This is a genomic window from Acidovorax sp. MR-S7 (assembly GCF_000400995.2).
GTDB lineage: Bacteria > Pseudomonadota > Gammaproteobacteria > Burkholderiales > Burkholderiaceae_C > MR-S7.
This window is the reverse complement of sequence record NZ_DF238982.1, coordinates 1-13,409: the sequence shown is the minus strand read 5'-3', so window position 1 is coordinate 13,409 and position 13,409 is coordinate 1. Positions and strand designations below refer to the sequence as shown.

13 protein-coding genes and 1 riboswitch are annotated in these 13,409 nt (G+C 69.3%); of the genes, 5 read left to right on the top strand and 8 right to left on the bottom strand.

Features of this window, described 5'->3' with window-relative positions; all coding sequences use genetic code 11:
* Positions 1 to 300 (bottom strand): hypothetical protein (locus AVS7_RS24585; protein ID WP_144425150.1); only part of this gene is annotated, 300 nt, incomplete at its 3' end.
* Positions 301 to 594: 294 nt separating this feature from the next.
* Between AVS7_RS24585 and AVS7_RS19385 the strand changes: the two genes are divergently transcribed.
* Complete coding sequence (locus tag AVS7_RS19385; protein WP_034691258.1) at positions 595 to 1,347, top strand: tyrosine-protein phosphatase; 753 nt, start codon at positions 595 to 597, stop codon at positions 1,345 to 1,347.
* Positions 1,348 to 1,405: 58 nt separating this feature from the next.
* On the opposite strand, the gene AVS7_RS19380 is transcribed toward AVS7_RS19385, so the two are convergent.
* Positions 1,406 to 1,840, bottom strand: a complete 435-nt coding sequence (locus AVS7_RS19380; protein ID WP_024001898.1) for an HU family DNA-binding protein — start codon at positions 1,838 to 1,840, stop codon at positions 1,406 to 1,408.
* A 221-nt stretch (positions 1,841 to 2,061) separates the two neighbouring features.
* On the opposite strand from AVS7_RS19380, the gene AVS7_RS19375 reads away from it, so the two are divergent.
* The gene (locus tag AVS7_RS19375; RefSeq protein ID WP_020229716.1) at positions 2,062 to 2,799 is read left to right on the top strand and encodes a PhaM family polyhydroxyalkanoate granule multifunctional regulatory protein; all 738 of its coding nucleotides are present in this window, start codon (positions 2,062 to 2,064) and stop codon (positions 2,797 to 2,799) included.
* Position 2,800: 1 nt separating this feature from the next.
* Positions 2,801 to 4,030, top strand: coding sequence for an FIST N-terminal domain-containing protein (locus tag AVS7_RS19370; RefSeq protein WP_020229715.1), 1,230 nt, complete (start codon positions 2,801 to 2,803; stop codon positions 4,028 to 4,030).
* A 75-nt stretch (positions 4,031 to 4,105) separates the two neighbouring features.
* On the opposite strand, the gene AVS7_RS19365 is transcribed toward AVS7_RS19370, so the two are convergent.
* The 3 genes from AVS7_RS19365 to AVS7_RS19355 all read right to left on the bottom strand — a co-directional run bounded on the left by AVS7_RS19365 (position 4,106) and on the right by AVS7_RS19355 (position 7,087).
* Positions 4,106 to 5,416 carry a D-amino acid dehydrogenase gene (locus tag AVS7_RS19365; protein WP_020229714.1) on the bottom strand — a complete coding sequence of 437 codons (1,311 nt, stop codon included), beginning with the start codon at positions 5,414 to 5,416 and terminating at the stop codon, positions 4,106 to 4,108.
* 89 nt (positions 5,417 to 5,505) lie between these two features.
* A riboswitch (glycine riboswitch) is annotated at positions 5,506 to 5,616 on the bottom strand.
* Positions 5,617 to 5,739: 123 nt separating this feature from the next.
* Positions 5,740 to 6,144, bottom strand: a complete 405-nt coding sequence (locus AVS7_RS19360; protein ID WP_020229713.1) for a YXWGXW repeat-containing protein — start codon at positions 6,142 to 6,144, stop codon at positions 5,740 to 5,742.
* 190 nt (positions 6,145 to 6,334) lie between these two features.
* Positions 6,335 to 7,087 carry a helix-turn-helix transcriptional regulator gene (locus AVS7_RS19355; RefSeq protein WP_020229712.1) on the bottom strand — a complete coding sequence of 251 codons (753 nt, stop codon included), beginning with the start codon at positions 7,085 to 7,087 and terminating at the stop codon, positions 6,335 to 6,337.
* Between the two features lie 122 nt (positions 7,088 to 7,209).
* Here AVS7_RS19355 and AVS7_RS19350 point away from each other — a divergent pair, with 122 nt between their 5' ends.
* Positions 7,210 to 9,111: an MFS transporter gene (locus AVS7_RS19350; RefSeq protein ID WP_020229711.1), complete on the top strand. Its 1,902-nt coding sequence runs from the start codon at positions 7,210 to 7,212 to the stop codon at positions 9,109 to 9,111.
* A gap of 102 nt (positions 9,112 to 9,213) precedes the next feature.
* A complete protein-coding gene (locus AVS7_RS19345) occupies positions 9,214 to 9,684 on the top strand; it encodes a hypothetical protein (RefSeq protein WP_020229710.1) in 471 nt (156 codons plus the stop codon).
* Between the two features lie 4 nt (positions 9,685 to 9,688).
* Here the strand turns inward: AVS7_RS19345 and AVS7_RS19340 are convergent, their stop codons facing one another.
* The 3 genes from AVS7_RS19340 to AVS7_RS19330 are packed head-to-tail and all read right to left on the bottom strand — an operon-like array spanning position 9,689 to position 13,283.
* On the bottom strand, positions 9,689 to 11,218 hold the full coding sequence (locus AVS7_RS19340) for an amidase (RefSeq protein ID WP_024001894.1): 1,530 nt from the start codon (positions 11,216 to 11,218) through the stop codon (positions 9,689 to 9,691).
* Between the two features lie 2 nt (positions 11,219 to 11,220).
* On the bottom strand, positions 11,221 to 12,213 hold the full coding sequence (locus AVS7_RS19335; RefSeq protein ID WP_020229708.1) for a tripartite tricarboxylate transporter substrate binding protein: 993 nt from the start codon (positions 12,211 to 12,213) through the stop codon (positions 11,221 to 11,223).
* A 53-nt stretch (positions 12,214 to 12,266) separates the two neighbouring features.
* The gene (locus tag AVS7_RS19330; protein WP_020229707.1) at positions 12,267 to 13,283 is read right to left on the bottom strand and encodes a 1-aminocyclopropane-1-carboxylate deaminase; all 1,017 of its coding nucleotides are present in this window, start codon (positions 13,281 to 13,283) and stop codon (positions 12,267 to 12,269) included.
* Between the last annotated feature and the right edge of the window lie 126 nt (positions 13,284 to 13,409).

The following is a 13,409-nucleotide window of genomic DNA, read 5'->3' as shown; positions in this document are numbered from 1 at the left end:
ATTGTGCTTACGGACAGGCCGGCTCGCGCCGGCGGTGGATTGTCCGTTTACACAAAATTCTGCACACCCTCGCGGCACCGGGATCGCTGGCGCTTCGGCTCCTGTGGCGGTTCTGCTTTCCGGAAGATACGGATCGGCGTCGGGCGTCAGCAAACGCGCCAAGCCGCCGATCAGCAATGAGATCACGACTGCCGCCACGATGATCCAGCCTGCGCGACGCCGGTCCAGCGAAGCGGGAACCTTGCGTGGATGGATGGGCGGATCGGTATCTTCGATGGGCGGATCTTCTCGGCGGGTCATGGTTGTCTCCAGGCCGCTCTCAGACAGGCTCCTGCATGGGATTGCCTGGCAGATCCACGGGCGGCGTGTGGGCGGGCGGATCGATGGGGATGGGTTTGGGGGGCGACATGTCGCCCGGATCCACAGGCGTTGGCGGAACGGGGGGCGGTGGCGGGGTGGGCATGGTGGAACCTCCTGGGCTGTTTGTACGCCCATCGCCCCGCATGTCTCGTCGGACGATGCCGCGCGCGGCAATGGCCCCACGCCGCCTTTCTGTCACGCAATGTAGGGATGCTTTCGCATACAGTGACCGGCATGGATGATTTCTCTCGTTCCCTTTCTTTGTCGGGTGCCTCCAATTTCCGTGATCTGGGCGGCTATGCAGGGCAGGATGGCCGCGTGGTGCGCTGGCGCCGGATCTTCCGATCCGACCACCTGGCGCGGCTGACGCCGCAGGACGCGCATGTGCTGCAAGGCCTGGGCCTGGCGCGCGCCGTGGACTTTCGCGGGCAGGCGGAAAGCTCGGCCCTGGCCTACGCGCTGCCCGCCGTACGCTACCACGCGCTGCCCATCGAGCCCACCGTCGTGCAGCGCGCCAAGGAGATGGCGGCGGCAGGGCAGCGGATGACGGCGCCGATCGCCGTGGGACTGATGCAGGACACCTACCGCGCCTTCGTCTCCGACAACACGCGGCAGTTCGCCGCGCTGTTCGCCCACCTGCTCGATGAAGACACGCCGCTGGTCTTTCACTGCACGGCAGGCAAGGACCGCACGGGCTTCGCGGCCGCGCTGATCCTGCTGGCGCTGGGCGTGTCGCGCGAAGTGGTGATGCAGGACTACCTGCTCACCAACGGTCTCTACCGCAGGCCTGTGGAGCTGGCGAATACGGCGCCCAGCGAAGTGCTGGATGTGATCTGGCGCGTGCAGGAGGACTTCCTGCAGGCCGCGCTGCATGCGGTGGAGCGCGACCATGGCGGCGTCGAGCGCTATCTGGAGCAGCGCCTGGGCCTGCACGCGGCCGCGCGCGAGCGCCTGCATGCGCTATACCTGCAAGCACCTGCGGGTTGAGCGGCGTCCATGAAAAAAGCAGCCCGGAGGCTGCTTTTTTCGAGAGGCCGCACAGCGATCAGAGCGTCGCGTCCTTGAGCTTCTTGAGTGCGCGGGTCTTGATCTTGACCGATGCGGGCTTGGCCGGGAACCAGCGCTCCTCGCCCGTGAACGGGTCCTTGCCGAAACGCTTCTTCTTGGCGGGCACTTGCAGCAGGCCGATCTTCAGCAGGCCGGGCAGCGTGAATTCGCCCGAGCCCTTCTTGTGCACGGAGCCCAGGATGGCCGTCTCCAGCGCGGCCAGCACGGCCTTGGCAGCCTTGGGCTCGACGCCGGATTGCGCGGCCAGGTGCGCGACCAGCGAGGTCTTCGTGAAGGCTTCCTTCACGGGCTTGAGCGCTGCGGGCGCAGCAGCAGCCTTCTTCGCCGGCGCGGCGGCCTTCTTGGCGGGTGCCGCAGCCTTCTTGGCGGCGGGCTTTTTCACCGGAGCGGTGGTCTTCTTTGCAGTTGCCATGATGTTGGTTGTTTCTTTTGAAATAGGAATACACGCCAGATGTGCTGGCGGTGGAATTCTAGAGCGTGTTGCCCGTGCAGGGCCTGCATGCGTGCGCAGATGCGTGGCAAATACCACGCGCGGGCCGCGCGTGCAGGGCCTTTGCGCGCCATTGGTGCGGCAGCGCATTGGCAGTAAGCTGTCGGCCACCGATCAACCCACATACATATCCAGGAGCGGCCATGAGCGACACATCCCCCTTCGGCTTCGGGCGTTTCGTCCCGGGTTTCGACTTTATGCAAAACCTCGCGAAAGGCGCTTCCGCGGGCATGCCCGCAATGCCCTCGCTGTCGGGCTGGGTGGCTCCGACGGTGAGCGTGGAGGAGCTCGACAAGCGCATCGCCGAACTCAAGGCCGTGCAGTTCTGGCTGGAGCAGAACGCGCGCGCGCTCACGGCCACCGTGCAGGCGCTGGAGGTGCAGCGCATGACGCTGTCCACCCTGCAGGGCATGAACGTGGCCATGGGAGACATCGCGGACGCCTTCGGCAAGGGGGCGCAGGCTTTCGCCGCGCCGGCTCCGGCCGCGGAGCCTGCGCCACCCCAGGCCGCGCCGGCTGCCGCAGCGGGCGAGGCCGCTGCAGCAGCGCCTGAGTCCGCCGAGCCGCAGCGCGAGACGCCTGCGGCGCCGCCCATGGTGGACCCGGTGCAGTGGTGGAGCGCGCTGACCAGCCAGTTCCAGCAGATCGCGGCCAAGGCGATGCAGGAGGCCCCGCCGCCGCAGGCGGCCTTCGAGGCCACGCGCGACATGGCCAGCGGCGCGTTCAAGACCGCAACCGACATGGCCACTAAGCTCGCAACGCAAGGCATGCCGGGCGCGCCCAAGGCCGCCGCGGCCAAGCAGCCGGCGGCCAAGCGCAAGGCGCCCGCCAAGAAGGCCGCACCGCGCGCCGCATCGCCCCGCGCCAAGCGCTCCGGATGAGATGAAGCCCTTTCCCCACGCGCATGCCGCGCATCCGCAATGGCGGGTGGCGGCAGCGCGCGTGCTGGAGCAGCTCCACGCCCAGATGGCAGGGCCTGATCACGCGGCTGCGCCCGCGCTGGGGCTGCTCTACATCACCGACCACTACGCCCCGGAAGCCGAGGCGCTGCTCGTCCACCTGGCCGCCGCGCTGCCTTCCGTCACCGACTGGAGCGGCACGGTGGGCGTGGGCGTGGCGGGCAACGGCGTGGAGCATTTCGACGAGCCCTCGCTGTCGGTGATGCTCTGCGACATTCCCCGCGCGCAATACCGCGTGTTCTCCGGCGTGGCGCCATTGCCGCGCGATGCGGCGTTCACCGCGCACACGGCGCTGGTCCATGCCGACGGCCATGCGCCCGAGCTGGCGGAACTGGTGGAGGAGCTGGCGGAGCGCACGCACAGCGGCTACCTGTTCGGCGGCCTCGCAGCCAGCCGCACGCGCAGCGTGCAGTTCGCGCGCAGCGGCGCGGCGGGGCCGGGCGTGTTCGGCGGCGGCCTGTCGGGCGTGGCGTTCGCACGTGACGTGGGTGTGGTCTCGCGCGTCACGCAGGGCTGCCAGCCCATCGGCGCGCAGGCCGCCATCACCGCCGCGCAGGACAACGTGGTGCTGGCGCTGGACGGACAGCCCGCGCTCGACGTGCTGCTGGATACCCTGGGCGTGACGCTGGAGGGCGACCCTCAGCCCGCGCTGCAAGCCGTGCGCGCCACGCTGGCCGGCCTGGTGGAGCCCGATGCACCGCATGCGCAGCGCACCGGCCATTTCGGCGCCGACGTGCGCGTGCGCCACATCGTGGGGCTGGATGCCACGCGCCGTGGCGTGGCCCTGGACGAGCGCGTGCAGGCAGGCATGCGGCTCGCGTTCTGCCAGCGCCATGCTGCCGCTGCGCGCGCCGACCTTGTGCGCATCTGCGCCGAGATCCGCGAGGAGCTGGCCCCTCAGCTGGAAGCCGTGCCCGCGCACGGCGCGGCGGCCGAGCCGGTGGGCGGGCGCCGCATTGCCGGCGCCGTCTACGTGAGCTGCTCGGGCCGGGGCGGACCGCATTTCGGCGGCCCGGGCGCCGAAATGCAGATCGTGCGCCACGCGCTGGGCGACGTGCCGCTCACCGGCTTCTTCGCGGGCGGCGAGATCGCCGCGCACCGCCTGTACGGCTACACGGGGGTGCTCACCGTGTTCACCGGCGCTCCCGCTTAGCTTCGAGCCTTTTGGGTCTCTAGCGCTTGCTGGTAAAGCGCTGCCAGCTATCAAAAAAGCAGCATTGCCTGGCAGTCAGGTGGTCAGCGCCGCTGGCCGCGGGGCGGCTGCGGGCCGGGGCATGCCGCAGAAGGCGAAGTCCAGCTCCGGCGCCAGCCCGCTCACGATGCGCGCGAGCGACTTGCCCGAGCCGCAGGCATGCGTCCAGCCCAGCGTGCCATGGCCGGTGTTGAGGAACAGGTTGCCGTACTTCGTCCTGCCGATCAGCGGCACGTTGCTTGGCGTGGCCGGGCGCAGGCCGCTCCAGCACTGGGCCTGGCTCGCATCGCCCGCGCCGGGAAAGAGCTGTTCGACGCGGCGCACGATGGCCTCGCAGCGCACGGTGTTCAGCGCGCGTTCGTAGCCGTTCAGCTCGGCCGTGCCCGCGATGCGCAGGCGGTCGCCCTGCGCGCTGGTGTAGCGCGAGAAGACCAGCTTGTATTCGTCGTCCGTCAGGCTCACCTCATAGGCCGCGGCCGCATCGCGCACGGGCAGCGTCACCGAATAGCCCTTGGCCGGGTAGATGGGCAGGCGCAGGCCCAGCGGCTGCGCCAGCAGCGGGCTGAACGAGCCCAGCGCGAGCACGTAGGCGTCGCCCTGCACGCGCTCGTAGCGGCCGTTCTCGTCGGTGATCTCCACGTGGTCGATGGCGCCACCCGCCTGGTGCAGCGCGGTGATGTGGCAGCCCAGGCGGAACTGCACGCCCGCCGACCGCGCCACGCGGGCCAGTTCGCGCGTGAAGAGGTTGGCATCGCCCGACTCGTCCTCGGCCGTGTAGGTGGCGCCGGCCAGCAGCGGGCGGATGTGCGCGAGCGCGGGCTCGAGGCGCACCGCCTCGTCGGCGCTCACCACGCGGCGGTGGCAGCCCAGCGCGCGCATCTGCTCGGCCGGGGCCAGGGCCGCGTCGAACTCCTTGGCGCTGGTGTAGAAGTGCAGGATGCCCTGCGTGCGCTGGTCGTACTGCAGGCCCGTGTCCTCGCGCAGCTGCTGCAGCGTGCTGCGGCTGTAGCTGCCCAGGCTGACGATCTGCTCGATGTTGTGGCGTGTGCGCGCGGGCGTGCATTCGCGCAGGAACTGCAGGCCCCAGAGCCATTGGCGCATGTCGGCGCGCAGGCGAAAAAGCAGCGGCGCATCCTCCTTGCCCAGCCACTGCAGCACCTTGAGCGGCGCGCCGGGATTGGCCCAGGGCTCGGCATGGCTCACCGAGATCTGGCCGCCGTTGGCGAAACTGGTCTCTGCACCGGGAGCGGCCTGGCGGTCGATGACGGTCACCTCGTGGCCGAGTTGCTGGAGGAAATAGGCGGAAGTGGTGCCGACGACGCCGGCGCCGAGAACGATCACGCGCATGGTTTTACAAGCCTTTTTCAAGGTTTGCGCAGACCGGGCGCGCGCGAGCAGCTACTCTTTTGGGAGCGAGCGGGCGCCAGTGTCTGGCTGCCGCTCCCCCTGTCCTCGGTACCTGAGAGATTCACGCCGCGCGGTCCTCGCGCGGTGCTTGCTCCTTCGGTGCGCCCTGCATGGCAGGGCGGCTCTCCAGACGGCTGTGTTGGTGTGCAGTACGGAACCTGAGCGTGTATGGGAGTTTGCGCCTTCGGTGGAACGGCGCGCTGCCATTCGCTCTCCTGCGGCGCGCATCGTACCAGCGAAAGCGCGCCGCGGGAAAGGGGCCGTCAGCGGCGGTAGGGGTTGTCCGGCCGGCGGTCGTAGCGGTTGGGCACGCCGTCGCCGTCGCGGTCCCAGCCGCCGCGCGCGTAGTGCCACTGGTTGCCGCGCTGCTCCCAGTGCGGCTGGCGGTAGTGGTAGCCCTGGCGCACGCGCACCCATTGGCCGGGCACCCACACATGGCGGTTGCCGTGCCATTCCCAGTGGCCTTGCGACCACACCATGCCGCGGCGCGGCGGGGGCACGCGCTCGTAGCGCGGCGGAGGCGGAGACAGCGGGTAGGTGGACTGCACCTGGTAATGGGGCATGCCGGACTGGATCACGACGGTCGCGTTCGTGGCGGCATGGGCGGCGCCCGCGGCCGCGAGCGTCAGTGCGGCCAGGCTGGCGGCGGTGAAGAGGGTGCGGGCCATGGTGTTCTCCTGGTGGGTGGCGATATGGCGGGAGCCGTGTCGTCTGGTGCCCATGGTGGGGTGCGCTGGTCAACGCTTGGAGGGCATTGGTGGCCGTTTGGCAAAGTGTTGTGAACAGGTGTGTCGGCGGCGGGAATTCAAGCCGAAAACGGCTCCAGCGCTTACCCGTAAAGCGCCAGTAGCTATCGATTCAGGAGTGGGTGCCGGGCGCCGCGCGGCGCATGGCGCCGAAGGCCTCGAACTCCCAGCTGCGCATGGCCAGCAGCAGCGTGTAGCCCTCGCGCTGGGCCTCGGGCAGGCGCTGGTCGGCCAGGTGCTGCTGCGCGAAGTCCTGCGCCACGCGCTGCATGCGTTCGATGAAGGCGGGGGCGAGCGCGCGGCTGATGGAGCCGTGCACCAGCAGCACGCCCTCGCCAGCGCCGTCGAAGCCGCCATTGAAATAGTCCAGCAGCGCGTGGTCGCGGAAGTAGTGCATCACCGGCCCGTGCGGGCGCCAGCGGAAGGTCTTGGCCAGCTTGAGCCGGTAGCGGTTGAGCGGCTTGAGCTCGATGATGCCGATGCGGTCGAGCTGCACCAGGTAGCGGATGCCCTCGGCCTCGCTCAGCCGGTAGGCGGCCACGACCTGCTCCAGCGTCCACTGGCTCAGCACGCAGATCGCCATCAGCAGCAGCTTCTTGTCGGCCACCACGGCCTTTTCCTGCTCCAGCGTCAGCTCGGTGACGAGCGGCTGGCTGTCAGCCACGCGGCGCGCCAGGTCGGCGAAGTCCAGGCGCAGCGCACGGCAGATCGCATCGATGCGCGACAGCGGCATGTCGCCCCTGGCCAGCATGCGCTTGACGCTCGACTCGGCCATGCCGATGGCCTGCGCCAGGTCGGCGTAGGTCATCTGGGCGGCCTTCAGTTCTTTTTTGAGCGCGGTGACGAGGTCGGCGGTGGTGCTCATGGCGCGAGAGTATCCGTTGGCGATACCGCCAGTGTGCCTGCGCCACACGTCGCGCGGCACTGCCGCCCGCGCGCGGGTTTGTGCGCACAATGCGCGGCACCTCTCCACCCTTCAGCCCGCGTATGAGTGAGCCACACCCCAACCAATTCGCCCTGCTGCGCCAGCGCCGCTTCGCACCGTTTTTCTGGACGCAGTTCGCCGGCGCGGCGAACGACAACCTGTTCAAGTTCGCGTTCACCGTGATGGTGACCTACCAGCTCAGCGTGTCGTGGATGCCCCCGGCGATGGCGGGCCTCGTGATCGGGGCGCTGTTCATCCTGCCGTTCCTGCTGTTCTCGGCCACGGCCGGGCAGCTCACCGACAAGTACGAGAAGACGCGCATCATCCGCTTCGTGAAGAACCTGGAGGTCGCCATCATGCTGGTGGCCGCCGCCGGGTTCGTGGCGGGCAGCGCGGCCGTGTTGCTGGGCTGCGTGTTCCTCATGGGGCTGCACTCCACGCTGTTCGGGCCGGTGAAGTTCGCCTACCTGCCGCAGGCGCTTTCCGAGCGCGAGCTGACGGGCGGCAACGGCATGGTGGAGATGGGCACCTTCGTCGCCATCCTGCTCGGCAATGTAGCGGGCGGGCTGCTGGTGGCGCTGCCGGGCATCGGCCACCCCTCGGTCGCCGTGGCCTGCGTGCTGCTGGCGCTGGCCGGGCGCGTGGTGGCGCAGTTCATCCCGAGCGCGCCCGCCACCGATCCGGGTCTCACCGTCAACTGGAACCCGGTGAGCGAGACGTGGCGCAACCTGAAGCTGGCGCACGGCAACCCTGTCGTGTTCCGCTCGCTGCTCGGCATATCGTGGATGTGGTTCTTCGGCGCGGTGTTCCTCAGCCAGTTCCCCAGCTTCGCCAAGGAAGTGCTGCACGGCAACGAGCAGGTGGCATCGCTGCTGCTGGTGGTGTTCTCGGTCGGTATCGGCATCGGCTCGCTGCTGTGCGAGGTGCTCTCGCGCCGGCACGTGGAGATCGGCCTGGTGCCGCTGGGCGCCATCGGCATGAGCGTGTTCGCCATCGACCTGTACTTCGCCTCAAGCGCGCTGCCGCCCGCCGACGGCCTGACCCTCGCGGCCTTCATCGCCCAGCCCGCGCATTGGCGCGTGATGGCCGACCTGCTGCTGCTCTCGCTGTTCGCGGGCCTCTACAGCGTGCCCATGTACGCGCTGATCCAGATGCGCAGCCAGCCCACGCACCGCGCGCGCATCATCGCGGCCAACAACATCCTCAACGCGCTGTTCATGATCGCCAGCTCCGTGCTCGCGGGCGCGCTGCTCTCGGCCGGCTTCACGGTGCCACAGATCTTTTTGTTCACCGGCATCGCCAACGCAGTGGTGGCGTTCTACATCTTCCTGCTGGTGCCCGAATACCTGCTGCGCTTCGTGGCCTGGGTGCTCTCGCGCTGCATCTACCGCTTCAAGGTGCGCGGCGACGAGCACATCCCCACTACGGGCGCCGCCATCCTCGCGTGCAACCACGTGAGCTTCGTCGACGCCGTGCTGCTCATGGCCGCCAGCCCCCGGCCCATCTACTTCGTGATGGACCACCGCATCTTCCGCATCCCCGTGCTGGGCGGGCTGTTCCGCCTGGCCAAGGCCATCCCCATCGCGCCGCAGAAGGACGACCCCGCCACCTACGAGGCCGCCTTCGAGCGCGCCGCGCAGGTGCTGCGGGGTGGCGACCTGCTAGCCATCTTCCCGGAAGGAGGCATCACGCGCGACGGGCAGTTGCAGCCCTTCAAGGGCGGCATCATGAAGATCATCGAGCGCGCCCGCGCCGACGGCGTGGAGGCGCCCGTGGTGCCCATGGCGCTGACCAACCTCTGGGGCTCGTACTTCAGCCGCATCGAGCAGGGCGGGGCGATGGTGCGGCCCTTCCGGCGCGGCATCTGGAACCGCGTGGGGCTGAACGTGGGCTCGCCCGTGGCGGCGCACGCCGTGCAGCCCCCGTTGCTGCGCGAACGCGTGCAGGCGCTGCTGGCCGCTTGAGGCCGTCCACCGCAGCCGTAGGACGGCCCTCTGTCCCACACCCGCGCGCCGTGGGGCGGGTTACGGTGCAGCTTTGCCAACGCACTGCAAAGGAGACTGACCATGGCATACACCATCACCCAGGCCCGCCCCCTTCTCACCGCTGCAGAACTGGAGCTGTTCGACCAAAGCCGCACAGAGCCCATCAAGGCCCTGACACTGTCCCGCTTGCGCGGCAAGGTCACCCGTGCACGCACGCTGCGTGACAAGTACCGCGACCTGTATCGGCGCCAGACGGTGGCCGTGCGTTCGGCCCCGAATAGCAAAGGCCGCTCTCCTGTGGGCTCCGACAACGAGCGCACGCAGCGCAAGGCCGACATCCTGCAGGAAGTGCTGGGGCGTTTCGAAGCCCGCGTCGCCCAACTGGAGGCGCGCGATGCCCGTGAATCAGCATCGAAACAAGGTAACGGTGCATCGGTGGCCAGGGGTAAGAGCAGAAGCGCCGGCACATCCAATACCGTGGCCGCCAAGCCTAAGGCTGCGGCCAAAAGCAGAAGCAAGGCTGCCTCCAGCCGGGCGCCAGCCCGTGGCTAGGTCGCTAGGCTGCCGACGTAGGGATGGTTGTGCCCTCATTGGCTCCAGGCACGCCTGACGGCGCGGTGATGATGGAGGTCAGCGCCGGCTCCACGGGCCGCAGGCGGTCGAGTGCGGGGCGGGGCCTGCGCAGCTCGTCCACGCCTGAGAACGCCTGCTCCAGCGCCGCCGCTGTCCCCAACACATGGCGGTCGGCGCGGAAGCGGCCCACCACCTGCAGTCCGAACGGCATGCCCGCAGCGTCGGTGCCGCAGGGCAGGCTGATGGCCGGCAGCGTGGTCAGCGTGACCACGTAGGTTAGCGCCAACCAGCGGTAGTAGTTGGCCTGGGGCTTGCCGTCGATGGTGTCGGCGTACAGCGTCGTCCAGGGGAAGGGCGACACGGGCGTGGTGGGGGCCAGGATGAGGTCGTAGCCGGCCATGGCCGCGTCGAAGCGCGCGAGGATGCGCGTCTGTTCCGCCTGCGCCCAGGCGCTATCGAGCAGGCTCATGGCCGCGCCCAGCTCGAAATTGGCGCGCGTGTTCGGCCCCAGGCTTGCGGGGTCGCGCTCGTAGGCATCGCGCGTGGCGGCGACGAAGGCCTCGGCGCGCAGCACGTCGAAGCAGCGGTGCGCGTCGCCCAGGTCGAAGCGCACCTCGTCGCAGCGGGCGAACAGGTGCCGCATCGCCGCGATCTTGCGGCGGAAGGCAGCGCGGATCATCGGATCGACGTCGCACACGCCGAAGTCCTCCGTCCAAGCGATGCGCAGGCGGCCGAGATCCACCGGCGGCGGCTCCAGCCAGCCGTCCGGATCGACCGGATAGCTGAGCGGGTCGCCCACGCTCGCGCCCACCGAGGCGGCCAGTTGCAGGCAGGTATCGGCCACGGTGCGCCCCATGGGGCCGACGACCGAGATGGGCGTCCACCCGAGCAGCTTGCGCGAACTGGGCACCAGGCCCGGCGAGGGGCGGAAGCCCACCACGCCGCACAGCGCCGCGGGAATGCGCAGCGAGCCGCCCGTGTCCGAGCCGGTACAGACGGGCAGCAGGTCGCACGCCAGCGCCGCGGCCGAGCCACCCGACGAGCCGCCGGCGTTGAGCCGGGGGTCGAACGGATTGCCCGTGGCACCCCAGACGGCGTTGCGCGTATTGGCGCCCGCGCCCAGCTCCGGCACGTTGGTCTTGCCCGCCACGATGGCGCCGGCCGCGCGCAGCCGCGCCACGAGCACGTTGTCCTGCGTGGGCACGTGGTTGCGGTAGAGCGGCGAGCCCAGGGTGGTCAGCAGGCCCTCGGTCGCCTCCAGATCCTTCACGCCCATGGGCAGCCCGTGCAGCAGCCCCAGCGGGCCGCCGTCCAGCACGGCGCGTTCGGCGGCCCGGGCCTCGCGGCGCGCGCGCTCGAAGCAGGTCGCCGTGACGGCATTGACGAAGGGGTTCACCGCCTCGATGCGGGCGATGCAGGCGTCGAGCAGCTCCACCGGCGAGATCTGCCGGGTCTGGATCAGTTGCCGCAGTTCGACGGCGGAGCGCTCGGGCAGGCTGGGGTCGTGCGCCATGGTCACTGCGCCTTGATGTTGGCGCGCTGCGCGATCGCGCGCATGCGCGGCAGTTCGTCGTCGATGCGCGCGGCCACGGCGTTGGCGGGCTCCCATGCGGCCTGCAGGCCGCTGGCGACGAGCTTGTCCCGTGTCTCGCCATCGGCCGCGACCTCGGCCAGCGCTTTCTGCAGCGTGGCCTTGACCTCGGCCGGCAGCCCGTGCGGGCCCACGATGGCCAGCCACGAATCGGCCGAGAAGCCGGGGAAGCCGCTCTCCGCCACCGTGGGCACATTCGGCAGCTGCGTCGCGCGCGACTCGCCCGTGACGGCGATAGCCTTGATCTTCCCGGCCTTCAACTGGGGCAGCGCCGCCGCCACGGTGTCGATGGTGAAGGGAATCTGCCCGCCGATCAGGTCGCTCATGGCCGGCGCGCTGCCCCGGTAGGGCACGTGCAGCAGCTTGATGCCGGTGGCGGCCCACACCAGCTCCGCGGCGAAGTGCCCCGTGGTGCCGCTGCCGAACGACCCGTAGACATACTTGCCTGGCGTGGCCTGCACGGCGGAGATCAGCTGGCGCAGATTGTTCACGGGCACCTCGCCGTTGGCCAGCAGGACCAGCGGCACACGCGCCACCATGCCGATGGGGTCGAAGCTCTTGACCGGGTCGTAGGGCAGCCTGGCGTTGAGCGCGGGATTGGCGGTGAACGTCGATCCCGAGCTGATCAGCAGCGTGTACCCGTCGGCCGGCGCGTTGGCGACGAAGCTGGCGCCGACGATGGTGCCCGCCCCGGCCTTGTTCTCGATCACGACGGGCTGGCCCAGGCGGTCGCCCAGCTTCTTGCCGACCAGCCGGCCCACGATGTCCACCGCGCCGCCGGGCGGAAACGGGACGATGAGCTGGACCGGCTTGGCGGGATAGGCTTGCGCGTGGGCCGTGTGCAACGAACCCGTGGCGGCGATGGCCGCCATGACGAGGATGGCGCCTGCGTTTCTGCGCGTCATGTGCTGGGTCATTTGGTGCAACCTTTCAGATCAATGCCTGGGACAGGAACCGCGACAGGCCGGCTTCATCCGTTGCGAAAAAGAAAGCTGTATGCGTTCAGGGCCGGCACGCCGCCCAGATGCGCATACAGCACCTTCGATCCTGCGGGGAATTCGCCCTTGCGGACCTTGTCGATCATTCCGTGCATGGACTTGCCCTCGTACACGGGATCGGTGAGCACGCCCTCCTGGCGCGCGCACAGGCGAATGGCCTCCAGCGTGCCCTCGTTGGGCAGGCCGTACTCGGGGCCGCCGTAGCGGGTGTCGAGGACCACGTCGGCCTCGGTGATGTCGCGGCCCAGCTCCACCAGCTGCGCGGTGTTCTGCGCGATGCGCAGGATCTGCGCGCGTGTCTGCTCCGGCTTGGCCGAGGCGTCGATGCCGATCACGCGGTCGGCACGCCCATCGGCCGCGAAGCCCACCACCATGCCGGCCTGCGTGCTGCCCGTGACCGAGCAGACCACGATGTAGTCGAACTGGAAGCCCAGCGCCTTTTCCTGCTGGCGCACTTCGTCGGCAAAGGCCACGAAACCCAGGCCGCCATACGGGTGCTCGGAGCAGCCCGCCGGGATCGGGAAGGGCTTGCCTCCGGCCTTGCGTACGTCGTCCATGGCCTGCTCCCAGCTCGGGCGGATGCCGATGTCGAAGCCCGCGGCGTCCAGGCGCACGTCGGCGCCCATGATGCGGCTCATCTCGATGTTGCCCACGCGGTCGTACACCGCGTCGGAATAGTTGACCCAGTTCTCCTGCACCAGCACGCACTTCATGCCCAGGTGCGCGGCCACGGCGGCCACCTGGCGCGTCTGGTTCGACTGGATGCCGCCGATGGACACCAGCGTGTCGTAGCCGCCCGCGATCGCCTCGGGGATCAGGTACTCCATCTTGCGTGTCTTGTTGCCGCCGAAGGCCAGGCCCGAGTTGCAGTCCTCGCGCTTGGCGTACAGCTCCACCTTGCCGCCCAGGTGGGCCGACAGGCGCGCAAGGGGCTGGATCGGCGTGGGGCCGAAGGTGAGCGGGTGGCGGGGGAATTTCTGCAGGTTCATGAACGACTCCGATGGGTGGTGGATGCCATGCCATCGTAGGAAAATGGACCATTAGGGACAGTCTGCATAAATCATCTCCTGACGTGCTTGGCGAGCCACATGCGCTGAGAAAATCAGAGCAATGAA

Bases quoted from the DNA above. Each gene is read 5' to 3' on its own strand.
- AVS7_RS19340 (WP_024001894.1), bottom strand. From the start codon at position 11,218: ATGGCGCACGACCCCAGCCTGCCCGAGCGCTCCGCCGTCGAACTGCGG.
- AVS7_RS19375 (WP_020229716.1), top strand. From the start codon at position 2,062: ATGAGCGACACATCCCCCTTCGGCTTCGGGCGTTTCGTCCCGGGTTTC.
- AVS7_RS19360 (WP_020229713.1), bottom strand. From the start codon at position 6,144: ATGGCCCGCACCCTCTTCACCGCCGCCAGCCTGGCCGCACTGACGCTC.
- AVS7_RS19355 (WP_020229712.1), bottom strand. From the start codon at position 7,087: ATGAGCACCACCGCCGACCTCGTCACCGCGCTCAAAAAAGAACTGAAG.
- AVS7_RS19345 (WP_020229710.1), top strand. From the start codon at position 9,214: ATGGCATACACCATCACCCAGGCCCGCCCCCTTCTCACCGCTGCAGAA.
- AVS7_RS19380 (WP_024001898.1), bottom strand. From the start codon at position 1,840: ATGGCAACTGCAAAGAAGACCACCGCTCCGGTGAAAAAGCCCGCCGCC.
- AVS7_RS19335 (WP_020229708.1), bottom strand. From the start codon at position 12,213: ATGACCCAGCACATGACGCGCAGAAACGCAGGCGCCATCCTCGTCATG.
- AVS7_RS19350 (WP_020229711.1), top strand. From the start codon at position 7,210: ATGAGTGAGCCACACCCCAACCAATTCGCCCTGCTGCGCCAGCGCCGC.
- AVS7_RS19365 (WP_020229714.1), bottom strand. From the start codon at position 5,416: ATGCGCGTGATCGTTCTCGGCGCCGGCGTCGTCGGCACCACTTCCGCC.
- AVS7_RS19370 (WP_020229715.1), top strand. From the start codon at position 2,801: ATGAAGCCCTTTCCCCACGCGCATGCCGCGCATCCGCAATGGCGGGTG.
- AVS7_RS19385 (WP_034691258.1), top strand. From the start codon at position 595: ATGGATGATTTCTCTCGTTCCCTTTCTTTGTCGGGTGCCTCCAATTTC.
- AVS7_RS19330 (WP_020229707.1), bottom strand. From the start codon at position 13,283: ATGAACCTGCAGAAATTCCCCCGCCACCCGCTCACCTTCGGCCCCACG.